Origin of the sequence: Flavobacterium tructae (assembly GCF_002217475.1) — a bacterium.
Taxonomy (GTDB): domain Bacteria; phylum Bacteroidota; class Bacteroidia; order Flavobacteriales; family Flavobacteriaceae; genus Flavobacterium; species Flavobacterium tructae.
Genome location: NZ_MUHH01000017.1, coordinates 266,184 through 289,781 on the forward strand (window position 1 = coordinate 266,184; position 23,598 = coordinate 289,781).

The following is a 23,598-nucleotide window of genomic DNA, read 5'->3' on the forward strand; positions in this document are numbered from 1 at the left end:
CAATTTTGTTCTGATAAAATAGCAGTCCTGATGATTCGGTTATCAGGAACAAATCATCTTTTAGGACATCGCTTGTGGATAAAAGATTTTCCGAAACCGAAAGAACAAATAAAAATACCTTATTTAATTATTGGTGGTGGAATATCAGGTTTGAGTGCCGCACGACAGTTTCATAAAAAGGGAGTCTCTGATTTTTTATTGATTGAAATGGCAGATCATTTAGGAGGAAACTCTTCAAATGGTCAAAATAAATATTCTAAGTACCCTCTGGGAGCACATTATTTGCCTCTTCCAAATTTTGAAGATAAAGAGCTTCTTGGTTTTCTTGAAGAAGAAAAGATTATTTTGAGTTATGATAAAAAAGGGCTTCCGGTTTTTGATGAATTGCAACTGACTTTTGCACCGGATGAAAGGTTGTTTTATAAAAACAATTGGCAGGAAGGAGTTGTTCCAAAGGAAGGAAATTCAGAAGAAGAACATAAAGAGTTTCAACGATTTTTCAGAGAAATGGATGTTTTTAGAAGTGCAAAAGGAGAAGATCAAAAATACTTATTTGATATTCCAATACATCTTTCTTCTAAAGATCAAGAAACAAGAGCATTAGATAAAATTACTATGCAGCAATGGTTTGAGAAGAATAATTTTAAATCAAAACCCCTGTTTAATTATATTGATTATTGCTGTAAAGATGATTTTGGTTTAGGAATTACTTTTGTATCGGCTTGGGCAGGAATTCATTATTTTGCAGGACGAAAACAAGATGCAGCTGCAGAAAAATCCGATAGCGTTTTAACCTGGCCGGAAGGAAATGCCAGATTAGCACATCATCTTAAAAAATACACAGCACAAAAAACGCTCAAAAATCATTTGGTTTATGAGGTGAAAATCGAAAAAGACAAGGTTATTGTCCAAGCATTTGATGATGTTAATAAGTCTTCAATAGAAATAATAGCGGATAGCGTTATCATGGCAACGCCGCAATTTGTAAATCAATACCTCATTAAAGATCGTAAACAATTTACAAAACAGTTTCACTACACACCATGGCTTTTGGCGACTTTAGTTGTAAACAATTTGGCTGATAATTTAAGTTTCCCTCTTTCGTGGGATAATGTGATTTATGAAGCAAAAGGTCTCGGTTACGTTTATGCACAGCACCAAACACTAAATCAGATTCAGGACAAAAAAGTGATTACATATTATTACAGTTTCTCATCTGCAGATCTAAAGAAAACACGTAAAGAAATCTACAAAAAAGACAAAGAATATTGGAAACAGGTCGTTTTTAATGACTTGAAAATTGCCCATCCAGATATTGAAAATGATACTGAAGAAATGGAAATTTTCTTATTAGGGCATGGAATGATTTCGCCGGTGCCTGATTTTATTTTTGGAGAAGTAAAGAATAAAGCTTCACAAAGTATTGAAAATCAAATCTACTTTGCTCATTCTGATTTGTCGGGGATTTCAATTTTTGAAGAAGCTTTTCACCAAGGAATTAATGCCGTAAATAAACTTTTAGATGGAACAGCCCTGGATTCATAAAGCAAAAACAGATTCATTGTTAATCATTGGACCGTCATTTTTTGTGCTGGCCATTATTTTGGTTTTTCAGGATTATATCACTTCAATTGAAAATAATTATTCGTTTTATACCTGGCTTTTTCTAATTGTATTTATTGACGTGGCACATGTTTATGCAACTTTATTTAAAACCTATTTTGTAAAAGAAGAATTTCTGAAAGACAAGAAGAGATTGATTCTTTTACCTGTTATTTGCTTCGTTACAGGAATGGTTTTATTTTCTTTTGGGAGTTTAATTTTTTGGTCTTTTTTGGCCTATGTAGCTGTTTTTCATTTTATTCGACAGCAATATGGGTTTATGCGATTATATGCTCGTAATGAAGTCAAAACAAAGACCTCCGTCTGGATTGATAATCTGGCAATTTATGCTGCTACGATTTACCCAATGCTATTTTGGTTTTTTTCACCCGAAAGAAAATTCAATTGGTTTGTTGAAAATGAATTCTTTCGTTTTGAAAATAAAGCCATTTTAGAAACTTTGTTTTGGTTTTATATTGCCATTCTACTCGTCTATGTTATTCGTACTGTTATTGTTTCGGTAAAAAATAAGTTTTTTAATATTCCTAAAAACAGCATTATTTTTGGAACTGCACTTTCATGGTATTTTGGGATTGTTTACTTCAACGATGATCTTATTTTCACCTTGCTAAATGTAGTTTCACACGGAATTCCTTATATGGCTCTGGTTTACTTTAAAGAAATTGATGGAAAGGGGGGAAAAGAAATAGGTATTCTGACTTATTTAAAGAGATACAATGGCGTTTTAATTTACATAGGGATATTAGTAGTAATTGCTTTTTCAGAAGAGTTTCTTTGGGAGTTTTTTGTTTGGAATGAAAATATTGCAGTAAGCACCAGCTTCGATTTTTCGGGATGGCAATTCCTATTAGTGCCTCTTTTGAGTGTACCTCAATTTACACATTACATTTTAGATGGTTTTATCTGGAAGACTAAAAAATAAATTAAATCTGAATATCAAATAAATTAAAAAACGGCTTGTGAAATTTTATTCACATGCCGTTTTTTAATATAAGTCTATCTATATGGTGTGTTACAGCTTAATCTCAAACAAACTAAAAGAGCCTTCTTTATAATGTTCCGGTAATTCACTTGTCCATTCGATGGTGCTAATTCCTTTATAGTTAAAGCCACAACTGGTGTAATACTTATTTATCCTTTCGTTACCGCTATGCGTATCAAGTCTGATGTATGATTTGTTATTCTCGCGAGCATATATTTTTGCCCATTCGATGATTTTTTTAACATACGACTTTCCTCTGAATTTTGGGTTCGTAGCAATACGATGAAGGTAGATGGCAGGATCGGCGCTGGCTTCTTTCCAGATAATCAAATCGTTAAAAGTAAGCACAAAGGTACAGGCAATCTCGTCTCCTTCTTTGATGATGAAATGACGATTCTCGGCAATTTCTTTTTCTATCAGAGTCCTTTCAAAACCTCTCCAGCTTTTGTTGTTGACCGTTTTTTGATAAGAGGTAGCTTCATTATAAAGATCAAAAACGGCATCGATATCTTCGTTTGTAGTTTTAAAAAATTTCATTATTGGGCGGTATACTGTAGATTAATGAATCCCTCAAAGGTAAATCTTTAAGAAGCGTAAAGTCCCATGAAATATCAGTTTTAACTTTTTGTGTCAGTATTCAGCCATACCACATTTTGTTCGGATTGATGCTCCTGACCAATAATATCCCGATATAATTCTGGTCTTCTTGCTTTTATGTAACGGTTTCCGCCAGCCTGAAGGCATTTTTCAGGAGTTAATAGTGCAGTTACAAAAGAGTCTTCAAAAGAGCTGCATTCAGAAAGAATATCCCCAAAAGGATCAATAATCATTGAACAGCCATTTTTCAGTTGATCATCGTCCATTCCAATTGGATTCGAGAATACGGCATAAATAGCGTTGTCATAGGCTCTTGCAGGAAGCCATTTCATAAGCCAGTCTCTGCCCTTCATTCCTTCAAATTCCAGTCGGAGAGAAGTAGGATCAGACTCACGGTTTTCCCACAGCTGTGGAGCAACAAATCCGGCACCCGGTCGGGTAGAAGGAGTACACATCGTAACGTGAGGCATAAAAATAATCTGGGCACCTAAAAGAGTGGTAGCGCGAACATTCTCAATAATATTGTTGTCGTAACAAATTAGAATACCACATTTCCATCCTTTAATCTCAAAGATACAGTATTGGTCGCCCGGAGTAAGGTGTGGATTTATAAACGGATGCAATTTTCGGTATTTGGCAACCAAACCATTTTCGTCTACGCACACATAAGCTTTAAATAAGTTATCGTCTTCGTCTTTCTCAAAAAGCCCCGCCAGAATCACGATATTATGGTTTCGCGCAATTTCAGTTAATTTCAGAATACTTTCTCCACTTAGAATTAATTCTGCCAGGTTCAGCATTTGTTCTTTTGATAGATGTCGGGCAAAAGTATAGCCTGTTACAGAACACTCGTGAAAGGAGATAACATCGCAGCCCTGACTTGCTGCCTGTTGTGAAAGTTTTTCAATTACGGATAAGTTATAGCTTTTGTCGCCGCTTTTGTTCTCGAACTGAGCAGTGGCTATTTTTAAATTTTTCATAATGCTTACTATTGATTAGAGACAAAGGTAGCATCGGTACTATTCTGAAAATTGTACAAAACCGACATTTTAAAGAAGAATAGGCGGAACAGTTTTGATGAGATTATTGGTTAATTTTCCGGTATTGTTTAAGTATTCTTTTGGAGTGATTCCGGTGTGTTTTTTGAATTCCTTTATCAGATGAGACTGATCCGAAAAACCAGCATTGTAGCTAATGTTTGTGAGATTTATATCGACAGACTTCTCTTTTAGTAGTTTTAAGAAATAATGCAGTTTGATAATATTTCCAAATTTCTTCGGATTTAATCCGATGCACTCTTTGAACTTTCTTTCCAGATGACGTTCCGTATAACCTGTAAATTTAGCCAGTTGGTTTACATTAAAACTCCCTTTATGTGCGGTAATAAAACGAAGCGAACTTTCAATAATTAATTGGGAAGAAGCTGTTTTATCGGAAATATAAGTGCCGAAAAAATGATTGAGAAGTTCAACTTTCTCTGAGATCGTGTAGTTTTCGCACAGCTGCTCCTGAAGAATTAAACCCTCTCTGTTAAAAATAGTATCAATAGAAACAATAGAGTCGAGAAATTCATAAGCCGGAATGCCCAACAATTGATGAATCCCGTTAGGCTGAAAAACAACAATTATAAGAGTGATTTCCTGGTTGGAATAAATGTCTTTAAATCCCGTAAGTTGTCCATACAAAAAAGAATCCGGCAAGAAGCTTTGAACTTCTTGATGGTTTAGATCAGAGGTAAGATTGCCTTTTAAAGAAAACACAATACCGGTATTACCATCCGAAAACAGGCGAAGCTTTTGTTGGGATACTTCTTTGGTATCTAAAAAAAGATAATGTTTAATGTAAGGTGCTAATTCTACTGATGGTGAAATCTGCATTGTTTAAAAGATTATGGACTGCAGTCAATTGTTGCTGCTTCTTCAAAAGTCAATTGTATGAGATCATTTTTGATTTGTGAAGAATAACTTTTGATAAAATTAAGGATATTTTTCCAATTAAGATTTTAAATATTAGTTCTGTAAAGCTACTTTCACCAGCGGTAAAATACGTTCTGTAAATAAAGTATAAGCTTTGGCAGAAGGATGTAAGCCATCTGCGGCCACCAAATCAGGATTATCAAGACCTTTACGGGAAATATCGGTTATCGAAACAAAAACAATATTATTGAGTTTGCAGTAGCTTTCAGCAAAGGAATTGTATTGATTGATTTCGCTTGAAATTCTTTCGCCTTCTCCCTCCATTTGTATTTTGCCAAAAGGAGTATAAGCATAATCAGGAATAGAGATAACAATTACCCTTTTTTTATTCCCTTTTGCTAAAACAATTGCTTTTTCTACGAGTTCCGGAAATTCCTTTTCGTAGATCGAAAAGCTTTTTCCCTGATACTGATTGTTAACCCCGATAAGAAGTGTGACTAAATCATAGTTAGGATCCGGATTTTGGGTGTTTATTGCCGAAATTAAATTAGTGGTAGTCCATCCGGTGGTCGCAATAATCTTTAAAGAAAAGCTGGCTTGCGGATAAATTGCCGTTAAACTCGATTTTAACTGTTCAGGAAATCCGCACGTTTCGCATACGCTTTGTCCGATGGTGTAGCTGTCTCCTAAAGCCAAATATTTTATGGAGCCCAAAAGAGGTGTAATTGGAAAAGTAGATATTTCCGAAGAGGTTTCGTCAGAACTACAGCTTAGCAGGAATATAGAAAGGATAACAAGAACTATTTGTTTGAAATGCAGTTTCATAATTTTGACAAATTAATTTTCGGTTCATTTTAAACAAATAGTTACGTTAAATAACTTGTTTCGGTTTTTAGACCATTTCAGTCTTCATTAGAATTTCTTCTTCAATAGCATTCCAAAGTCCGATACGTTTTTCTAATGCCAAAATCGAAATTTCTTCCACTTCTTTCCATTTTTGAGCATCATCTTCACACAAATCAGTGATCATTTGCATCGCCATTGGTCCGTGTTCATCGGCATCCAATTCGATATGTCTTTCAAAATAGTATAAAAGTTTACTTAGATCCGTTTCAGGAAGATTCTTCTGGAAGTTTTTCAGGATTGCGGTAAACATACTCGGAATCAAATCTTCTCTTCCAAAAGTAAATGCTGCAGCAATTTGATGAGGCTTTCCTTCTTCAATTACTCTAAAAGTAAAGTCCAGGAAAGCTTTTGTATCAGGATGTAAGGAACTTTGTTTTATGGCAACAAAAATGTTATGCAAGGAGTTTACTTCGGCTAAAAAGTGGTTGATTCCGCTTGTATCGGCACCACAATCTTCCATAGCTTCAATATACATTTCATAGTGACTTTGTCTTTTTCCATCAATACTTAAATCGGTTTCTTCTGCCAAAACGATTTCATTGATTAAGTATCTTGTTTCAGGATTTTTTGTCGCGAACCAAGGAGTAGAAGTACAGGTAAGTTTAGATTGTAATGCTTTTAATAAGGACATAAAATCCCAAACAGCGAAAACATGAGTTTCTAAAAAACGATGTAAGTCATCGATATTTTGGATTTTATTGTATAAGGAGTGTTGTAGAAGTTGATCTTTTTGGGGTTGAATGCTATTGTTTATAGTTTCAATATTCATTTTCGAATTTTTTATGCAAATATAAAAAGCTTCCCGTTAAGAAGAAGCTTTTTGTATTGGTTTTGTATATATTTTAATAAATATTCATTATTTAAATGCTGGAATTCCAGTTACATCCATACCCGTTATTAGTAAATGAATGTCGTGAGTTCCTTCATAAGTAATAACACTTTCGAGATTCATCATGTGACGCATGATCGAATATTCGCCTGTAATACCCATTCCGCCCAGCATTTGTCTGGCTTCACGTGCGATATGTATGGCCATATCGACATTGTTGCGTTTTGCCATTGAGATTTGTGTGGTTGTAGCTCTTCCTTCGTTGCGTAAAACACCCAGGCGCCAGGTTAATAACTGTGCTTTTGTGATTTCGGTAATCATTTCAGCTAGTTTTTTCTGTTGCAATTGCGTTCCTCCGATAGGTTTCCCAAATTGAATTCTTTCTTTAGAATAACGTAAAGCAGTATCGTAGCAATCCATTGCAGCTCCAATAGCTCCCCAGGCAATTCCGTATCGTGCAGAATCTAAGCATCCAAGAGGTGCACCAAGACCGGATTTGTTAGGTAATAAGTTTTCTTTAGGAACTTTAACATTATCAAAGATTAGTTCTCCCGTTGAAGAGGCACGCAAAGACCATTTATTATGTGTCTCAGGAGTTGTAAAGCCTTCCATTCCGCGTTCAACGATCAAACCGTGAATTCTTCCTTCCTCATTTTTTGCCCAAACAATTGCGATATCGGCAAAAGGAGCGTTAGAAATCCACATTTTGGCACCATTTAAAAGATAATGATCTCCCATATCTTTAAAATTAGTGATCATGCTTCCGGGGTCAGAACCGTGATCAGGCTCAGTCAAACCAAAGCATCCCATGAATTCTCCTGTAGCCAGTTTTGGTAAATATTTCATTCGCTGTTCTTCGTTTCCATATTTCCAGATCGGATACATTACCAGGGAAGACTGAACGGATGAAGTCGATCGAACACCGGAATCTCCGCGTTCTATCTCCTGCATGATTAAACCGTAAGAAATCTGATCCAGACCCGCACCTCCGTATTCTACCGGAATATACGGTCCGAAACCACCGATTTCGCCGAGTCCTTTTATAATTTGTGTAGGGAATGCTGCTTTTTGAGCATATTCTTCTATAATTGGGGAAACTTCTCTCTTGACCCAGGCTCGCGCCGATTCTCGAACTAGTTTGTGTTCGTCTGTCAATAAGTCATCTAAGTTATAGTAATCTGGTGCTTGAAATAGGTCTGGTTTCATTTTTGATAGTTTTATAATACAAATCTACGCAATAAAAATATAACAAAATACGGTTAAATTGTTATATTTTTATAAATAGCAAAGAGGGAAAATAGTATAAACACGAATTAATTTTAGTTTATTGTGAATTTATAAGCTATTTTTGAGATTCAAAAAACGAATTGAATGAGGCTGATCATCTCTTTTATACTCTTTTTTGTTGTAAATGTCGCTGTTTCTCAGGAGAAAAAGGATTTTACGGAACAAGAGTACTTAATATTACAAGACAAAATTCGACTAACGGCAAATGCTAATGTTGACAGTTCGATCGTATATGCTAATCAGCTGGCAAGATCTAATAACAATAAACATCTGGCTTTTGCAAATGCTGCATTGTCTTATTTGATTCAGTTAAAAGGAAATGCAGTAAAATCTAAGGAAAAATACCAGTTAGCCTTAAATTACTTAGACAAAATGCCGGATGATAAAGAAAAAACTCAACTTCGGTCTTATTTGTATAATTATGCCGGATTATCAGAATGGAAAAGAGAGAATTACAGTGATGCGATCGAAAATTACCAACAAGGAATAAAACTCTCTATAAAGATTGGGGATATTATTCAAATTGTTAAGTTTAAGAGTAATATCGCGGCTATAAATGTTGCTGTAGGTAATTATCGATTAGCGATTAAGGATTTGCGGAGTCTCAATGATTTTGTGGATAAAAACCAGAGCGTTTATACCAAGCAGCAGTATCTTAATAATAAGAGTAACATCAATCTTAGTCTGGCAGGATCATATGAAAGCTTTTATATGAAAGATCCTAAAAAGAAGGTTTTGCTTGACTCTGCGGAGTATTTCTACCAAAAAACCATTAGCTATTCTCAAAATTTTCCGGACAATAAGATTGTAGCGAAATTAAGTTTAGGGAATATTTACGGTGAGCTGAAAGAATATAAAAATGCCGAAAAAACGTATTACGACATCATCTTTCTGGCCAATCAAAATAATATGCAGGAAATCTTATGTACTACTAATTATAATTTAGGAGACTTGTATTATAATACCAAAAAGTATGATAAGGCATTAGTGTTTTTTAAAAAATCAGATTCTATTGGCGAGCTAACTAAAACCAATCAGGTAGATCATCTGAAGTCAAATTATTATCAGGCAAAGATTTATAACATACTAAAAGAACCAGAACTGGCTTATAAACATTCAAAAATTTACCTTGATAATTACGAAAAGTCAGAATCAAAATTAAATGATGAGATTCTGGAAGTAAATTATAAACTTGGAGTAGGAGATTTGACCAGTGAGATGGTTACCATTCAGGAGAAGTATAAATACGACGTTTTTCTGAATAAAGCGCTGAAAGTATTTTATGTTGTTATATTTATAGGTATCGTATTCTTGCTGATAAAAAACATACGGGATAAAAATAAAGCACATAAAAAAATGAATGCTTTAATAGAAGAGTTTAAAGCTAATTTAGAGAAGAAAAACGACCCTGAACCAGAGATTGCTGTTCTGGAGTCTGAGGAGTTACAACTTAAGAAAGAGAATGTCAATTTAAGTATTGATGAGGCAAAAGAGAATAAAATAGTAGAAAAATTGCTGGCTTTAGAAAGTAAACAGGAATTTTTGCATGCCGATTTTACTTTGCCTTATGTGGCTAAGAAGATAAAAACAAATACAACCTATTTGTCTTATGTGGTAAACAAACGATTCGGTAAGTCTTTTGGTGAATATTCGAATGAGTTGAAAATTAATTATGTTATTAATGAAATGATCACGAACCATATGTATCGTAAATATTCAACTCAGGCGATAGCAGAAAGTGTAGGTTTCAAAAATGCAGTGTCTTTTGCTAAATCATTTCGCAAAAGAACTGGAGTGTCTCCAGCTCAGTTTGCGAATAATATTTAAAAAGTTTCTTAGATTTTTATTAAGGAATTTCGTCAGTGCTTCCTTTACCATTCCCTCTGGAAGGGTCACCGTCACCTCCGAAAATTGTTTGTTGCTCTTTTCTTGATAATTTTTCGTTTCCAAAATCTTCGAATTTTATTTTTTTAGTTTTCATTGTTATAGGTTTATTAGTTGTGTAGATCCGTTGCCATTTCCTCTATTACTATCGTTGTCACCTCCACGAACCGTTTTTTGTTCTTTTTTTGAAAGTGTATTGCTTGTAAAATCTTCGAAATTTAATTTTTTATTTTCCATTTTTAGTAGATCTTTAATGATTAATTAGATCCCTTTCCATTTCCTCTACTTGGATCACCGGTAATTGTATCGATGGGAGTATTAGAATCGTCACCTCCACGAACCGTTTTTTGTTCTTTTTTTGAAAGTGTATTGCTTTTGAAATTTTCGAAGTTTAATTTTTTATTTTTCATGATTTGATTTTTTTTAAATGATTAATTAGATCCTTTTCCATTTCCTCTACTTGGATCACCAGTAATTGTCTCGATAGGAGTAGTAGGATCGTCACCTCCACGAACCGTTTTTTGTTCTTTTTTTGAAAGTGTATTGCTTTTGAAATTTTCGAAGTTTAATTTTTTATTTTTCATAATTTGATTTTTTTAAATGATTAATTAGACCCTTTTCCATTCCCTCTACTTGGGTCACCTGGAATATTAGATTCGTCTCCTCCCTGAACCGTTTTTTGTTCTTTTTTTGACAGTTTTTCAGATTGAAAATCTTCGAATTTTTGTGCTCGATTTGTCATGTTTGTTTGTATTAGGATTATTGATATATCAAAACTATGCAAAAAGGAAAACGCTTAATCGAGAATGGGGTTTTTGGGGTTTTTGATAAATCATTTCAAGATCAAAATACTGATAATCAACAAGTTGCTGTTTTATTCAGACTGATATAATTTATAAATTGTATGTAGTATAATTAATAAAATGTGTACTACTAGCGTTTTTTTCTCAACAAAAACAACAATCTTTGCAGTGTAATTATGATTTTAAAGACTCGAAAAGATGTTAAAGCTTGTCCAAAAATTTCTACAAATAAACAAGTACTCGGAGATTAAAAATGAGTTTAAAGATTTGTTCCTTTCTCATCCAAATTATCCTAGTTTGTTTGCGATAACAGATTCTCTGGATTTACTGTCTGTAGAGAATGCTGCGATAAGAGTTCCGAAAGAGCAAATAGTAGATTTGCCTTCAAATTTTTTGGCTTATTTCAAAGAGGAGTTAATATTAGTGGAAAAGGCAAAGAATTTTGTTCGAATCAATACGATGAAAAAAGGAAGTCAGAAAATGGCTTATGAAAAGTTTTTATTAGACTGGAATGGAGTTATAGTTGCAATTGAACCAAACAATGTTATAGCAAGAGACAGAATAAAAGTTGAATTCAGCTGGTTGAAATATGGTTTGCCGCTTTTGTTGGTAGTTGGATTGTCATTTTTTTACAATACATACAATTTATTTAGCCTTGTTTTTTTAACAACATCAATTTTAGGATTCATTGTAAGTGTTTTCATTGTTCAGGAAAAACTGGGATTTAAGAATAGTATCATTTCAAAACTTTGCAATTTTAGTTCTAACTCTTCCTGTAGCTCTGTAATCAATAGTAAAGAGGGTAATGAAAGTAAGTGGATTAGCTTTCCGGACTTGCCACTAATGTTTTTTGGAGCCAGTTTGATTGCAATTTTGGTAAAACCATTGGAGTCTTCGATTTTCATAGGTTTTTTAAGCTTATTAGCGATACCGGTTATTGTGTCTTCTATTTGGATTCAAAAATTTGAAATTCAAAGATGGTGTGTAATGTGCTTAGTGGTGTCTTCTTTGATTTTTGTGCAAAGTGCTATATGGTTTGCATCAGATTTGTTTACGTTGAGTTTTAGTTTTGCCGAAATTTTTCCATTCTTGTTCTCATTGGCACTTCTTGTTCCTATTTGGGCAGTTTTGAAAACAATTATAAAAAACATCTTAGGTACCGAAAGTTCACTTAAAGAGATGAAAAAGTTTAAAAGAAATTACTCTTTATTGAACTTCTTGTCTAAAAAAGTGCCTCACATAAATGGACTTGATGATCTGAGAGGATTGCATTTTGGAAATAGAAATGCGGCCGTTAAGTTATCAGTAATCATCAGCCCTAGTTGTGGACATTGTCATAAAACATTTCAGGAGGCGTTTGATTTAGTGTTGAGATTTCCGGATAAGATACACTTGAATGTGTTGTTTAATGTAAATCCTGAGAATGCCGAAAATCCATATAAAGTGGTAGTTGAAAGACTTTTAACAATAAACAGATCTACACCGGGAAAAACAGTTGAGGCTATTTCAGACTGGCATATTAAAAATATGAGTCTTAAGAAATGGTTGAAAAAATGGACTGTTGATTCTGTAAGTATGATGATAACGCAGGAAATAAACAAGCAATATGAATGGTGTTCTAAAAACGATTTTAATTACACACCCGTTAAGATTGTAAATGATAAAATTTTTCCGGCAGAATATGAATTAGGAGAGTTAAAATACTTTTTAAACGATTATATCGAAGAGAAAGAAGAGGTTGTTTTAGAAAAAACAGCATAATATCTGAAAATAGTTACAACAGACAGAAGCTTCAACTGTCTTAAAATGATTGAAGTATGAGTCCAAAAAACAAAAGCCTTTAGTTATGTTAAAAATCATTTTAAACTTAGAAGGTGCTCAAGAGCTAAGTGCGTTCGAGCAAAAAAGCATGGTAGGAGGACAGCCAATTAATCCGCCTAAAAGATGTTGCGTTTGTCCGGGTAGAGGTTCGTCTACTCTTGTAACGTGTGATTCGATTTGTTCGAATGGTACAATACCGGCAGTGCTTGAGGATTGTTTGTAGTCTTACTCTAATGAGGAGCATTTAATGTAAGAAGGAGGCTAAAGAAATCTTCACATTTACAGAATGTTTCGAAATTGAAGTATATAAGACAAGGTAAAATGACTTTGGTCGTTTTTGATATTAATTTTTTAGCGTTTTAATAGAAGTACGAAATAGCCTTTTTTAGAATTTAGTCATGTTTTTTTTAATTTGTAGGCGCTCGATCGTGGAACATTGAGCAAATTTCCCCACATTGATGATTGGTGTAGGGATTCTTAGGAAATTGGTCACTGAGTTGATTTTAATTGGTTAGGGTTAACCAGTGCCATGTCCTAAAGAAATTGTATTTCTAATAGATATGTTTTTAAATACTCTAACAGAGAAGATTTATTTCTTCTCTGTTTTTTTTTGGATTAATCCGTCGCTTTGTAATGAACTTAATGAAATCATTTATATGGATTGATTGTTAGGGCGGTAAAGGATAGAGGTAGGATTTTTAAATGGTCTGGTAGCCTTAAACCCGACAAGAAAAATTCTTGTAAAATCCTTTTTTTAGGATCATTGTTGTTTTTTAACTATAAATCAGAAGGAAAAACAAATAATTGCGATTTTTTGGCGGATAAATATTATATTTTTGTAAGGCAGATAATGGTAAGATTGTTTGTGCATAAATGATTAACCCTAAATTAAATTGAAAAAATTCACCAATTATAAGCAGGCCGATTATAAAGATTGTGGGCCGACGTGTTTAAAAATAATAGCGAAACATTACGGCAAAACAATTAACATTCAGGAGTTGAGAGACATCAGTGAAACAACTCGTGAAGGAAGTAATTTGCTTTTTTTGAGTGATGCGGCCGAGAAAATTGGCTTTAGAACTTTAGGGGTAAAATTAAATCTCGAACGATTAGAAGAGGCTCCGCTTCCTTGTGTTTTACATTGGAACAAAAATCATTACGTAGTACTTTACAAAATTAAAAGAAATACCTACTATATTTCGGATCCTGCTTTTGGCTTGATCGAATATAATAAAGAAGATTTTATTAAATTCTGGATCGGAAACAATGCGGATGAATCTACTCAGGAAGGAATTGCATTATTGATTGAAGCGACTCCTAAATTCTTTCAATCTGATTTTGATAAAGAAGACAATCACGGACTCGGATTTGGATTGTTGGCACAATACGTGCTTCGGTACAGGTCGTTTCTAATACAATTAAGTATAGGATTATTGGCCAGTAGTTTATTGCAGCTTATTTTCCCGTTTTTAACCCAAAGTATTGTCGATGTCGGGATTCAAAATCAGAACATTCATTTTATTTACCTGATTCTTTTTGCTCAATTGTTCCTTTTTGCCGGAAGGACAGGTTTGGAACTTATCAGAAGCTGGATTTTGTTACATCTTTCTACCCGAATCAACATTTCTCTTATTTCGGATTTCTTTATTAAACTAATGAATCTGCCCATTTCGTTTTTCGATGTACGAATGACTGGTGACATCATGCAGCGTATTAATGACCATCGCAGAATTGAACAAATTTTGACAACATCATCTTTGAATGTCTTATTTTCTGTGATCAATATGTTTGTGATGGGAGGTGTCTTAGCTTACTTTAATCTGAAGATCTTTCTAGTGTTTTTTGCGGGCAGTTTGCTTTATTTTGGGTGGATTACTTTGTTCTTAAAACGAAGAGAAGTACTCGATTACAAGCGTTTTGCAGAGGTTTCCAGTGAGCAAAACAAAGTAATGGAGCTTATCAACGGAATGCAGGAAATAAAGCTTCATAATGCCGAAAAACAAAAACGATGGGGATGGGAATACATACAGGCAAGGCTTTTTAGAGTTTCAATAAAGGGGCTGGTTTTAGAGCAAACACAAACTATAGGTTCTTCTGTAATCAATGAATTAAAAAATATCTTTATTATATTCCTATCGGCAAAACTAGTAATTGATGGTTCTATTACACTGGGGATGATGCTGGCAATTAGTTCGATAGTAGGGAGTTTAAACGGGCCAATTACGCAGCTTATAGAATTCGTCAGGGAGCTTCAGGATGCGAAGATATCATTGGCCAGATTATCTGAAATTCATGAGAAAGAAGACGAAACGCAGCAAGAAGTCTATCAGACGAGTGATGTTCCTTTTGATTCAGATATTGATATTAATAACCTTTCCTATCGCTATTTAGGTTCTGATATTCCCGTTCTGGAAGATCTGACGCTGAAAATCCCGGCCAATAAAGTAACAGCAATAGTTGGAGTCAGCGGAAGCGGTAAAACAACTTTAATGAAGCTCTTATTGAAATTCTATGAACCTGAAAAAGGGGAGATAACCATCGGAAATGCGCAATTGAAAAATATTTCGCAAAAAGCATGGAGATCCAATATCGGAGCTGTTATGCAGGAAGGGTTTATTTTTAGTGATACCATTGCGAACAATATTGCAATTGGTGTCGATAAAGTAGATAAAGAACGTTTGGTCTATGCTGCTGATGTAGCCAACATAAAAGAATACATTTCAGGTTTACCGTTAGGATACAATACAAAAATTGGCGCCGAAGGACTTGGGATGAGTAGCGGACAAAAGCAACGTTTGTTAATAGCAAGAGCAGTATATAAAAACCCGGAAGTTTTGTTTTTTGATGAAGCTACATCGGCATTGGATGCGAATAATGAAAAAGAAATAATGCAAAAACTGGATATTTTCTTCAAAGATAAAACAGTTGTGGTTATTGCCCATCGCTTAAGTACTGTGATGAATGCGGATCAAATTGTGGTTTTAGATAAAGGAAAAATTATCGAAATTGGCAGTCATTCTGTTTTGGTAGAGCAAAAAGGAAATTATTTTGAACTGGTTAAGAATCAATTGCAATTAGGAAATTAAAACATGGCAGAAGATACTACATTTGAACTAAGAAGTGAAGAAGTTCAGGACATTCTCACTAAGGTACCACATTGGATGATTCGTTGGGGGACTGTTTTGATATTCGTTATTATTACGATGCTTTTTTTCGTGTCCTGGTTTATCAAATATCCTGACGTTGTTGCGACTCAAATTGTAATTACAACCAATATTCCCCCAGAGAAGATCGTTTCGAAATCATCGGGTCGTATTGAGGCAATTTTAGTAAAAGACAAATCGATTGTTTCAAAAAACAGCACACTTGCTGTTATTGAAAATACCGCTAATTATAAAGATGTTTTTTTGTTGAAAAAAATCGTTGACGAATATAATATCAATGATTCCAGGAAAGCCTTTCCTTTCGAACTGTTGAAAAATACTCAGTTAGGAGAGATTGAAAGTGCTTTTGCCGTTTTTCAAAAAGACTATCAGGCAGAACAACTGAATAAGAATTTGCAGCCTTTTGAAGTAGAAAACCGGGCACAGGTTTCTGAAAAAGTTCAGATTAAAGACCGATTGGAAATTTTACAGCAGCAAAAAGTGATTAATGAAAGTGAATTGCAGCTTCAGAAAAATGAAATGGCGAGATTTGAAACCTTATTCAATAAAGGAATCATTTCTGCACAGGAAATGGAAGCTAAAAAACTGGGGTATCTCCAGGCGCAAAAAAATTATAAAACCCTTTTGTCTTCCATTTCTCAGTTAAAGTCGGCTTTGATTACTAATTCTAAATTAAGTCAGAACTCACAAATCAGTGGGACTAAAGAAGAAGTTACTTTAGGAAGAAATATGGCGCAGTCTTTTTATCAGCTTAAAAAAGTAATAAAAGACTGGGAGCTGGCCTATGCTTTAAAATCATCGGTGAGTGGGGTGGTTACTTTTTTGCAGGTTTGGACAGAGAATCAAACGATCAATACTGGGGATAACGTCTTTTCGATTATTCCGGATACCAAAAATGGTTTTGTAGGTAAGGTAAAAGCACCGGCATTGAATTCAGGGAAAATAAAAGTAGGTCAGATAGTGAACATCAGATTAGCGAATTTTCCCGACAGAGAATTTGGAGTGTTAAGAGGAAAGATCCAAAATATTTCTTTAGTTCCGGATAAAGATGGAAATTTATTGTTGGATGTAGCGCTTCCCAACGGATTGGAAACGTCCTATAAAAAGCAAATCGTTTTTCAGCAGGAAATGAAAGGAAGTGCCGAGATTGTGACCGAAGATTTACGTCTAATCGAGAGAATTTTATATCAGTTTAAAAGCCTTTTTGAGCAGGTTTAAAATTTTAAATAAAAATCTTTAGTAAGATCAATATACTGAGGAGTATAAACGTGTCGGTCAATTTCTATTGTTAATTCATCAACTTCAGGTTGTGAGGTTTCGTTACGGCTAAAAGCCAAAAGACTACGCTTTACAACAGCTGTAGGAGTGCCTTTTACCCGTGTAATTTTGACAGGGTATAATTCGGATTCTTTGGCTAAGGCAATAAATTTTTCTTCTTCTTTAAAAGGAAGAATTATGGCAAGTATTCCATTTTCAGATAAAAGTAAATCAGCTGCTTCGACTAATTCTTCAAAAGGCATTGCGTCCTGAAAGCGTGCTAAATCCCGTTGCTCGTTTTCGCTTTTATAATCTTCAGCATAAAAGGGTGGATTCGAAACAATCAGATCATATTCGTCTTCCGGTTCTTCTATAAATTCATCCAAACCTGCATGGAAACAAAATAAACGGTCTCCCCAAGGCGAGTTTTCAAAATTCTCTACTGCTTCTTCATAAGCATCTTCGTCAATTTCAAGCGCGTCAATTTGCTCTGCATTTGTTCTTTGTGCCAGCATTAAAGCAATAATCCCAGTTCCGGCGCCAATGTCTAAAACACTAAATGGATTGTGATTTATAGGTGCCCAAGCACCCAGTAAAACACCATCAGTGCCAACTTTCATAGCGGTTTTGTCTTGTAGAACTGAAAATTGTTTGAATTGAAACATAAATAAATTTGAATGATTTGAACTCCAAAGAATAGAAGAAGAAATTCCAATAGTAGGAAATTCCAAATTCCAATTGCAAAATGGAATGAATTAATATTTTAGGGAGTAAAAATAAGATTAAAATATCAATTTGTTATTTTGAAGTTTTGGTAATTATTACAGATAAAATCTTTCTTAATTCTTCTATTTCGTATAATAGAGATTGAGATGAGATATTTTGATCTGGATTTAAATCATTCAGTAATTGTAACCAGAATTTAGATTCTTTCGCTTCTTTTCTGGTGATTTTAAGGCGAAATAAAAAATCTTTGTCTCCTAGCTTTTCATTTGCTTCAATATAATTAGCGCCAACTGATCCGGATGATCTTATAAGTTGCTTTCCATCTTCAATGTTGGAAAGAGTTTTCGGTAGATTTCTAATGTATATGCGGCATTCTTTTGCAAAGAGAAGTGTTCTTTCTTCTAGATTATATGGTTTTGACATGAGTTACTAGTTATTAGATAACAAAAAACAGAACTATAAAAATAGAATAAAAATTAAAATAAATAAGTTTTTTCTTTCAAAAAAATATCGATGTGCTAAAATTTTATATTTAGTACTTTAGTATTTTATATTGGAGTTTGGGATTTAAAAAATTGGAAATTCTCATTTTAGAGATACATCTCCACTAAACCTTCAGGAAGATTCATGATAACCTTTTTGTTTTCACGGTCTATTTTTACAAGGAATTGATCGATCATCGGAATTAACATTTCGACTTCGCCATTCAAAACTTCAAAAAGAGGTTGTGCTGTCGTATCATTTACGGCAGCTATTTTTCCAAAAATACCTAAACGCTGGTCTTCGATTTCAAAACCGATTACTTCGTGGAAATAAAATTTGTTGCCGGAAAGTTTTGGCAACATAGTTAAAGGAAGATAAATCGCATTACCAACAAGGGCATCAGCATCTTCTTCTGTGTTTACATCTTCAAAACGAATTCTAAGAAAGTCGTTTTTGTGCAAAGAACTTGTTTCAATAAAAAAAGGAACCAAGTGTTTGTTGCATTCAACAAACACTGATTCCAGATTTTCGTATAACTCAGGTTCGTCCGTGTCTAAATAAGCCAGAACTTCACCTTTGAAACTAAATTTTTTAGCGATTTTACCTAAATAAAAACATTCTTCTTTACGCATTCTCGCCAGCTAAAATTATGCTTCAGTTGTTTCGTTATTCTCTTCAGTAGCAGTTTCTTCAGTTGAAGCTTCAACTTCAGCAACTTCTTCTGTAGCCTCAGCAGCAGTAGCAGCAGCAATTGCGTCAGCTTCAGCTTGAGCAGCAGCAGCTAAACGTTTAGCATTAACTTCTTGTTCTGCTTTTAAAGCTTTAGCTTTAACATCAGCTTGCGCTTTTGATAAACCATCTTTTTTAGCATCAACTTTTCCAGCTTTAGCTTCTAACCAAGCAGCTAATTTAGCGTCAGCTTGCTCTTGAGTTAAAGCTCCTTTACGGATACCTCCATCAAGGTGGTGTTTCAATAAAGCACCTTTGTAAGAAAGAATTGCTCTAGCAGTATCAGTTGGTTGAGCACCATTGTGTAACCATTTAACTGCACTATCAAGGTTTAAGTCGATAGTTGCCGGGTTTGTGTTTGGATTGTAAGTACCGATTTTCTCTAAGTATTTACCATCTCTTTTTGAGCGTGCATCTGCAGCTACAACCCAGTAAAAAGGTTTTCCTTTTTTACCGTGTCTTTGTAATCTAATTTTTACTGACATAATCGTATGATTAAATTTTGAGGTACTCGACCCCTGTTAATTAAGGGCGCAAAGATATAATTTTTTTATGAATTATACGTTCGAAATCATATTAAATGCATTTCAGGTGTATTTCTGAGGCATTTATGTCCTTTTTAACTTCATTTTTTAAATAATTGTCTTAATTGAGGTTATTTTTGCCTCAAATTTACTGTGATATGAAAAAAATAATTTCTTTAGTATTACTACTTTTTATTGTTTCTGCTTGTTCTGAAGATATAAAATTTAATAATCCGGCCTTCCAAAGCTTAAAAGAAAACGTGTTTTGGCGTGCTACAACCTATAATGCCTATAATTCTGTGAGTGGCGGTATTGTTATTGAGGGTGATTTGGGATTTGAGAAAGTAGTTTTAAAAGTTCCGAATACAGGAGTGCAGACTTATGCTCTTGGACGTGACAATATCACGACTGCAAATTACTCTAATATGCAGCCGTCGCAATCCTACAGTTTCTCTACCGGTACGGATAGGGGGGATGGGTTAATCGTGATTACTGAGTTTAATGCCGAGAATAAAACAATTTCAGGAACCTTTAAGTTTAACGCTCTGAACGAGGATCAAAAAGATACTGAAAAGCCAAAAATTAGTTTTACCGAAGGGGTTTTTTATAAAATTCCAATTTCGGCGACCTCTGAGAATTAGAAATTTAATTTGCCATAGTTTGGTTTTATTGATATCTGTTTTTTTAAATCAAAATAAAAACATAAATAAACTAATATATAGTAGATTACAGAAAAATAAAGTTACATTTGCTACATTATTATAAATAAGTACATATGAACATTTTTGTTGGAAGCCTTCCATTCAGTATTGAGGAAGCAGATTTAAGAGAGTCTTTCGAGGCTTACGGAGCAGTAGATTCAGTTAAAATTATTACTGATAAATTTACTGGAAGAAGCAAAGGATTTGGTTTCGTTGAGATGCCAAACGACAGCGAGGCTCAAAAAGCAATTGATGAATTGAACGGAGCTACTGTTCAAGGTCGTACAATTGTTGTTAATAAATCTGAACCAAAACCTGAAGGTGAAAGAAGAAGCTTCAATAACAACCGTGGAGGTGATTCTCGCGGAGGTTACGGAAACAACCGTGGTGGAAATGACCGTGGTGGTAACAGAGGAGGATATTAATATTTTTTTCTAAATATATAAAAGGGATCAACGCAAGTTGATCCCTTTTTTTTGTTTCAGGTTTCAAGTTTCAGGTTGTTGGAACATGAAACAAAATAAACTTGAAACCTGAAACTAAAATAAGTTAGCTACAAGCCAGTCTCCAACTTCACTGGTTTTATAAGCTTTAGTGCCTTTTGGAGCCAGGTCTTCGGTAACAATTCCCTGTTCTAAGGATTGATTTACAACTGCTCTAATGGCTTCGGCTTCGTCTTTTAATCCAAAAGCATCTTCAAACATCATGGCAGCTGATAAAATAGTAGCCAGCGGATTTGCGATATTCAATCCTGTAGCTTGTGGGTAAGATCCATGAATTGGTTCGTAAAGAGAAGTGTGTTCTCCAACAGAAGCAGAAGGCATTAATCCCATAGAGCCCGAGATTACAGAAGCCTCATCAGTTAAAATATCTCCAAATAAATTTTCGGTAATTAGAACATCATAAGAATTAGGCCATTGAACCAATCGCATGGCAACGGCATCTACAAACTCGTAAGATACCGTAACTTCCGGATAGTCTTTTTCCATTGCCTGTACTGTTTCTCTCCATAAACGCGAAGTTTCCAGAACGTTCGCCTTGTCAACACAGCATAATTTTTTGCTGCGGGTCATGGCCAGTTCAAAGCCTTTTTTTGCCAGACGTTGTACTTCAGCTCTGGTATAAACACAATTGTCAAATGCTGTGTCACCATTATCTTTTCTTCCTTTTTCCCCAAAGTAAATCCCTCCTGTCAATTCTCTTAAGAAAACCAGATCAGTACCTTCGATTCTTTCTCTTTTTAAAGGAGAATTATCAATTAAGGATGGAAAAGTGAAGGTTGGGCGTACATTCGCAAACAATCCTAATTTTTTGCGCATGAGCAATAAACCCTGTTCCGGACGTACCGGTGCACTTGGATCATTATCGTATTTTGGATGACCGATTGCACCAAATAAAACAGCATCGGCTTTCATGCATATTTCGTGAGTTTCATCAGGATAAGGAACTCCAACGGCGTCAATTGCGCATGCTCCGGTTAAGGCCGGTGTCCATGTTATTTCGTGATTGAATTTTTTTGCAATAGCATCAGATACTTTTACCGCTTCGTTTATTACCTCAGGACCAATTCCGTCTCCTGCTAAAAGGGCTATGTTTAATTTCATTCTATGTGTGTTATTTAAGGTTCTAAGATTCTGAGTTGCTAAGGTTCTAAGATTTTTTCTAATTAGCGAATTTAGTAACTTGACGTTGTTGTTTTTGTTGTTGTTTGTTTTCAGGTTCTGAGTTGCTTGAATTCTGGTTTTTTTTCTCAGTACCCTAGAATCTTAGCAACTTAGCACCTTTTATCAAGTAACTATATTAAGCATTTTTTGAGTGGCTATAATCGCTGCAACGGTCTGGTCAGAATCTAATCCTCTCGTTTTAAATTCTTTTCCGTTGTTGACCCAGGTGATGATGGTTTCACACAAAGCATCAGAGCTGCTTCCGGGAGGGATTCGTACGGCATAGTCAATTAATTTGGGAAGTGTTAGTTTTTTGTTTTTATAAATTTTGGATAATGCATTCATAAAAGCGTCAAACTGACCGTCACCCTGAGCATTTTCTTCGATAATTTCATCGCCGAATTTTAAGCATAAAGTTGTTGACGGGCGCATTCCTTTTGAGTGAACTAATATATAGGATTCAATTTTTATTCTTTCTTCATAAGTATGGCTGTCCAGAACATCAGAAATAATGTACGGAAGATCTTCTTTGGTTACTGTCTCTTTTTTGTCTCCCAGTTCGATGATTCTTTGTGTGACCAATTTCAAATCTTCCTGATTCAATTTTAAGCCTAATTCCTGAAGATTCTTTTCGATATTGGCTTTTCCCGACGTTTTTCCTAAAGCATATTTTCGTTTTCTTCCAAAGCGTTCCGGAAGTAAATCATTAAAATACAGATTGTTTTTATTGTCTCCGTCGGCATGAATTCCGGCAGTTTGCGTGAAAACATTGTCTCCCACAATCGGTTTGTTGGCAGGGATTCTGTAGCCAGTAAAAGTTTCTACCAGTTTACTTACGGTATACAAAGAAGTTTCCTTAATGTTGATGCTTACTTCAGGCAGGTAATCGTTTATCACGGCCACTGTGCTTTCTAAGGGCGCATTTCCTGCACGTTCACCCATTCCGTTTACGGTTACATGAAGTCCGTTGATACCGGCTTTTATGGCTTCCATAACATTGGCAACGCTTAGGTCGTAGTCGTTATGAGCATGGAAATCAAAATGAATTTTAGGATATCGGGCTCTGATTTTTGAAATAAACTCAAAAGTCAGAGATGGAATTAGCACACCCAAAGTATCCGGAAGCAAAATTCGTTTAACAGGCTGTGTGGAGAGAAAATCCAGAAATTGAAAAACATAGTCAGGAGAATTTCGCATTCCGTTACTCCAGTCTTCCAGGTAAACATTGGTTTCAATATCATTCGCCCGAGCTAAACTGATGATGTGTGCGATTTCAGAAAAGTGCTGTTCAGGTGTTTTTTTTAATTGATGAGTAAGATGATTTAGGGAGCCTTTGGTCAATAAATTTTGAACTCTTGCACCAGCTTTTTTCATCCATTCTATCGAAACGCCGCCATCTACAAAGGCAAGAACTTCAATACGATTGATGTATTCTTTTTCGGTTGCCCAGGTAGTAATGCCTTTTACGGCCTGAAATTCTCCTTCGCTTACACGTGCAGAGGCAATTTCGATTCGGTCAATATTTAATTCCTCCAACAGTAATTGTGCAATGGTCAGTTTTTCTGCAGCAGAAAATGATACTCCCGAGGTTTGTTCACCATCACGAAGTGTCGTATCCATTATTTCAATTTTTCTTTTTTCCATATTGATTTTCCAAATTCCTTTATACAAATAGATTGTTGTTGTGTTGTCTGGTTTTGTT

Annotated in this window: 26 protein-coding genes; 9 read left to right on the forward strand and 17 right to left on the reverse strand. The window is 34.8% G+C overall.

Annotated features, from left to right (window positions below; all coding sequences use genetic code 11):
- Positions 1-30 precede the first annotated feature (30 nt).
- Both B0A80_RS06085 and B0A80_RS06090 read left to right on the forward strand, forming a co-directional pair.
- Complete coding sequence (locus tag B0A80_RS06085; protein ID WP_233430716.1) at positions 31-1,545, forward strand: NAD(P)/FAD-dependent oxidoreductase; 1,515 nt, start codon at positions 31-33, stop codon at positions 1,543-1,545.
- The gene (locus B0A80_RS06090; RefSeq protein ID WP_089076738.1) at positions 1,523-2,545 is read left to right on the forward strand and encodes a hypothetical protein; all 1,023 of its coding nucleotides are present in this window, start codon (positions 1,523-1,525) and stop codon (positions 2,543-2,545) included. Before B0A80_RS06085 ends, B0A80_RS06090 begins: the two co-directional genes overlap by 23 nt.
- 90 nt (positions 2,546-2,635) lie before the next feature.
- On the opposite strand, the gene B0A80_RS06095 is transcribed toward B0A80_RS06090, so the two are convergent.
- The 6 genes from B0A80_RS06095 to B0A80_RS06120 form a co-directional block, all read right to left on the reverse strand.
- Positions 2,636-3,142 (reverse strand): GNAT family N-acetyltransferase, encoded by a 507-nt coding sequence (locus B0A80_RS06095; protein ID WP_089076739.1) that lies wholly within the window; start codon positions 3,140-3,142, stop codon positions 2,636-2,638.
- A gap of 80 nt (positions 3,143-3,222) precedes the next feature.
- Positions 3,223-4,182, reverse strand: a complete 960-nt coding sequence (locus tag B0A80_RS06100) for a nitrilase family protein (protein WP_089076740.1) — start codon at positions 4,180-4,182, stop codon at positions 3,223-3,225.
- A gap of 69 nt (positions 4,183-4,251) precedes the next feature.
- Positions 4,252-5,079 (reverse strand): helix-turn-helix domain-containing protein, encoded by an 828-nt coding sequence (locus B0A80_RS06105; RefSeq protein ID WP_089076741.1) that lies wholly within the window; start codon positions 5,077-5,079, stop codon positions 4,252-4,254.
- A 132-nt stretch (positions 5,080-5,211) separates the two neighbouring features.
- Complete coding sequence (locus tag B0A80_RS06110) at positions 5,212-5,943, reverse strand: SGNH/GDSL hydrolase family protein (RefSeq protein ID WP_089076742.1); 732 nt, start codon at positions 5,941-5,943, stop codon at positions 5,212-5,214.
- 67 nt (positions 5,944-6,010) lie between these two features.
- A complete protein-coding gene (locus B0A80_RS06115) occupies positions 6,011-6,793 on the reverse strand; it encodes a DUF3050 domain-containing protein (protein WP_089076743.1) in 783 nt (260 codons plus the stop codon).
- Between the two features lie 87 nt (positions 6,794-6,880).
- The gene (locus B0A80_RS06120; RefSeq protein WP_017494656.1) at positions 6,881-8,059 is read right to left on the reverse strand and encodes an acyl-CoA dehydrogenase family protein; all 1,179 of its coding nucleotides are present in this window, start codon (positions 8,057-8,059) and stop codon (positions 6,881-6,883) included.
- Positions 8,060-9,709: 1,650 nt separating this feature from the next.
- On the opposite strand from B0A80_RS06120, the gene B0A80_RS21115 reads away from it, so the two are divergent.
- The gene (locus tag B0A80_RS21115; protein WP_369769999.1) at positions 9,710-9,967 is read left to right on the forward strand and encodes a helix-turn-helix domain-containing protein; all 258 of its coding nucleotides are present in this window, start codon (positions 9,710-9,712) and stop codon (positions 9,965-9,967) included.
- A 19-nt stretch (positions 9,968-9,986) separates the two neighbouring features.
- Here the strand turns inward: B0A80_RS21115 and B0A80_RS06130 are convergent, their stop codons facing one another.
- The 5 genes from B0A80_RS06130 to B0A80_RS06150 are packed head-to-tail and all read right to left on the reverse strand — an operon-like array spanning position 9,987 to position 10,766.
- Positions 9,987-10,121, reverse strand: a complete 135-nt coding sequence (locus B0A80_RS06130) for a hypothetical protein (RefSeq protein WP_017494658.1) — start codon at positions 10,119-10,121, stop codon at positions 9,987-9,989.
- A gap of 2 nt (positions 10,122-10,123) precedes the next feature.
- On the reverse strand, positions 10,124-10,261 hold the full coding sequence (locus tag B0A80_RS06135) for a TIGR04149 family rSAM-modified RiPP (protein WP_089059925.1): 138 nt from the start codon (positions 10,259-10,261) through the stop codon (positions 10,124-10,126).
- 20 nt (positions 10,262-10,281) lie between these two features.
- Complete coding sequence (locus B0A80_RS06140; protein ID WP_017494660.1) at positions 10,282-10,434, reverse strand: TIGR04149 family rSAM-modified RiPP; 153 nt, start codon at positions 10,432-10,434, stop codon at positions 10,282-10,284.
- 21 nt (positions 10,435-10,455) lie between these two features.
- Positions 10,456-10,608, reverse strand: coding sequence for a TIGR04149 family rSAM-modified RiPP (locus B0A80_RS06145; RefSeq protein ID WP_017494661.1), 153 nt, complete (start codon positions 10,606-10,608; stop codon positions 10,456-10,458).
- Between the two features lie 20 nt (positions 10,609-10,628).
- Entirely contained in the window at positions 10,629-10,766 is a 138-nt protein-coding gene (locus B0A80_RS06150) for an rSAM-modified peptide (RefSeq protein WP_089059924.1), read from the reverse strand.
- Between the two features lie 259 nt (positions 10,767-11,025).
- Here B0A80_RS06150 and B0A80_RS06155 point away from each other — a divergent pair, with 259 nt between their 5' ends.
- From B0A80_RS06155 to B0A80_RS06170, 4 genes are all read left to right on the forward strand, one after another.
- A complete protein-coding gene (locus B0A80_RS06155) occupies positions 11,026-12,588 on the forward strand; it encodes a vitamin K epoxide reductase family protein (protein WP_089076744.1) in 1,563 nt (520 codons plus the stop codon).
- A gap of 85 nt (positions 12,589-12,673) precedes the next feature.
- A complete protein-coding gene (locus tag B0A80_RS20695; RefSeq protein WP_070906069.1) occupies positions 12,674-12,871 on the forward strand; it encodes a hypothetical protein in 198 nt (65 codons plus the stop codon).
- A gap of 670 nt (positions 12,872-13,541) precedes the next feature.
- A complete protein-coding gene (locus B0A80_RS06165; protein WP_089076746.1) occupies positions 13,542-15,734 on the forward strand; it encodes a peptidase domain-containing ABC transporter in 2,193 nt (730 codons plus the stop codon).
- 3 nt (positions 15,735-15,737) lie between these two features.
- Positions 15,738-17,030 (forward strand): HlyD family secretion protein, encoded by a 1,293-nt coding sequence (locus tag B0A80_RS06170; protein ID WP_089076747.1) that lies wholly within the window; start codon positions 15,738-15,740, stop codon positions 17,028-17,030.
- Here the strand turns inward: B0A80_RS06170 and B0A80_RS06175 are convergent.
- The 4 genes from B0A80_RS06175 to B0A80_RS06190 all read right to left on the reverse strand — a co-directional run bounded on the left by B0A80_RS06175 (position 17,027) and on the right by B0A80_RS06190 (position 19,492).
- Complete coding sequence (locus B0A80_RS06175; RefSeq protein WP_089076949.1) at positions 17,027-17,734, reverse strand: tRNA1(Val) (adenine(37)-N6)-methyltransferase; 708 nt, start codon at positions 17,732-17,734, stop codon at positions 17,027-17,029. The two genes, B0A80_RS06170 and B0A80_RS06175, sit on opposite strands and share 4 nt — an antisense overlap.
- Positions 17,735-17,867: 133 nt before the next feature.
- Positions 17,868-18,218 (reverse strand): four helix bundle protein, encoded by a 351-nt coding sequence (locus tag B0A80_RS06180; protein ID WP_089076748.1) that lies wholly within the window; start codon positions 18,216-18,218, stop codon positions 17,868-17,870.
- A 167-nt stretch (positions 18,219-18,385) separates the two neighbouring features.
- Positions 18,386-18,910 (reverse strand): ribosome maturation factor RimM, encoded by a 525-nt coding sequence (gene rimM / locus B0A80_RS06185; RefSeq protein WP_070906064.1) that lies wholly within the window; start codon positions 18,908-18,910, stop codon positions 18,386-18,388.
- Between the two features lie 15 nt (positions 18,911-18,925).
- Entirely contained in the window at positions 18,926-19,492 is a 567-nt protein-coding gene (locus tag B0A80_RS06190) for a 30S ribosomal protein S16 (RefSeq protein WP_017494669.1), read from the reverse strand.
- A 197-nt stretch (positions 19,493-19,689) separates the two neighbouring features.
- Between B0A80_RS06190 and B0A80_RS06195 the strand changes: the two genes are divergently transcribed.
- Both B0A80_RS06195 and B0A80_RS06200 read left to right on the forward strand, forming a co-directional pair.
- The gene (locus B0A80_RS06195; protein WP_089076749.1) at positions 19,690-20,172 is read left to right on the forward strand and encodes a DUF6252 family protein; all 483 of its coding nucleotides are present in this window, start codon (positions 19,690-19,692) and stop codon (positions 20,170-20,172) included.
- A gap of 134 nt (positions 20,173-20,306) precedes the next feature.
- Positions 20,307-20,657: an RNA recognition motif domain-containing protein gene (locus B0A80_RS06200; RefSeq protein ID WP_017494671.1), complete on the forward strand. Its 351-nt coding sequence runs from the start codon at positions 20,307-20,309 to the stop codon at positions 20,655-20,657.
- A 114-nt stretch (positions 20,658-20,771) separates the two neighbouring features.
- On the opposite strand, the gene leuB is transcribed toward B0A80_RS06200, so the two are convergent.
- Together leuB and B0A80_RS06210 are read right to left on the reverse strand one after the other, a co-directional pair.
- A complete protein-coding gene (gene leuB / locus B0A80_RS06205; protein WP_089076750.1) occupies positions 20,772-21,836 on the reverse strand; it encodes a 3-isopropylmalate dehydrogenase in 1,065 nt (354 codons plus the stop codon).
- A gap of 183 nt (positions 21,837-22,019) precedes the next feature.
- A complete protein-coding gene (locus B0A80_RS06210; RefSeq protein ID WP_089076751.1) occupies positions 22,020-23,540 on the reverse strand; it encodes an alpha-isopropylmalate synthase regulatory domain-containing protein in 1,521 nt (506 codons plus the stop codon).
- Positions 23,541-23,598: the final 58 nt, after the last annotated feature.

Coding starts and splice junctions, on each gene's coding strand:
- B0A80_RS06085 (WP_233430716.1), top strand. CDS start 31: ATGATTCGGTTATCAGGAACAAATCATCTTTTAGGACATCGCTTGTGG.
- B0A80_RS06090 (WP_089076738.1), top strand. CDS start 1,523: ATGGAACAGCCCTGGATTCATAAAGCAAAAACAGATTCATTGTTAATC.
- B0A80_RS06095 (WP_089076739.1), bottom strand. CDS start 3,142: ATGAAATTTTTTAAAACTACAAACGAAGATATCGATGCCGTTTTTGAT.
- B0A80_RS06100 (WP_089076740.1), bottom strand. CDS start 4,182: ATGAAAAATTTAAAAATAGCCACTGCTCAGTTCGAGAACAAAAGCGGC.
- B0A80_RS06105 (WP_089076741.1), bottom strand. CDS start 5,079: ATGCAGATTTCACCATCAGTAGAATTAGCACCTTACATTAAACATTAT.
- B0A80_RS06110 (WP_089076742.1), bottom strand. CDS start 5,943: ATGAAACTGCATTTCAAACAAATAGTTCTTGTTATCCTTTCTATATTC.
- B0A80_RS06115 (WP_089076743.1), bottom strand. CDS start 6,793: ATGAATATTGAAACTATAAACAATAGCATTCAACCCCAAAAAGATCAA.
- B0A80_RS06120 (WP_017494656.1), bottom strand. CDS start 8,059: ATGAAACCAGACCTATTTCAAGCACCAGATTACTATAACTTAGATGAC.
- B0A80_RS06130 (WP_017494658.1), bottom strand. CDS start 10,121: ATGAAAACTAAAAAAATAAAATTCGAAGATTTTGGAAACGAAAAATTA.
- B0A80_RS06135 (WP_089059925.1), bottom strand. CDS start 10,261: ATGGAAAATAAAAAATTAAATTTCGAAGATTTTACAAGCAATACACTT.
- B0A80_RS06140 (WP_017494660.1), bottom strand. CDS start 10,434: ATGAAAAATAAAAAATTAAACTTCGAAAATTTCAAAAGCAATACACTT.
- B0A80_RS06145 (WP_017494661.1), bottom strand. CDS start 10,608: ATGAAAAATAAAAAATTAAACTTCGAAAATTTCAAAAGCAATACACTT.
- B0A80_RS06150 (WP_089059924.1), bottom strand. CDS start 10,766: ATGACAAATCGAGCACAAAAATTCGAAGATTTTCAATCTGAAAAACTG.
- B0A80_RS06155 (WP_089076744.1), top strand. CDS start 11,026: ATGTTAAAGCTTGTCCAAAAATTTCTACAAATAAACAAGTACTCGGAG.
- B0A80_RS20695 (WP_070906069.1), top strand. CDS start 12,674: ATGTTAAAAATCATTTTAAACTTAGAAGGTGCTCAAGAGCTAAGTGCG.
- B0A80_RS06170 (WP_089076747.1), top strand. CDS start 15,738: ATGGCAGAAGATACTACATTTGAACTAAGAAGTGAAGAAGTTCAGGAC.
- B0A80_RS06175 (WP_089076949.1), bottom strand. CDS start 17,734: ATGTTTCAATTCAAACAATTTTCAGTTCTACAAGACAAAACCGCTATG.
- B0A80_RS06180 (WP_089076748.1), bottom strand. CDS start 18,218: ATGTCAAAACCATATAATCTAGAAGAAAGAACACTTCTCTTTGCAAAA.
- rimM (WP_070906064.1), bottom strand. CDS start 18,910: ATGCGTAAAGAAGAATGTTTTTATTTAGGTAAAATCGCTAAAAAATTT.
- B0A80_RS06190 (WP_017494669.1), bottom strand. CDS start 19,492: ATGTCAGTAAAAATTAGATTACAAAGACACGGTAAAAAAGGAAAACCT.
- B0A80_RS06195 (WP_089076749.1), top strand. CDS start 19,690: ATGAAAAAAATAATTTCTTTAGTATTACTACTTTTTATTGTTTCTGCT.
- B0A80_RS06200 (WP_017494671.1), top strand. CDS start 20,307: ATGAACATTTTTGTTGGAAGCCTTCCATTCAGTATTGAGGAAGCAGAT.
- leuB (WP_089076750.1), bottom strand. CDS start 21,836: ATGAAATTAAACATAGCCCTTTTAGCAGGAGACGGAATTGGTCCTGAG.
- B0A80_RS06210 (WP_089076751.1), bottom strand. CDS start 23,540: ATGGAAAAAAGAAAAATTGAAATAATGGATACGACACTTCGTGATGGT.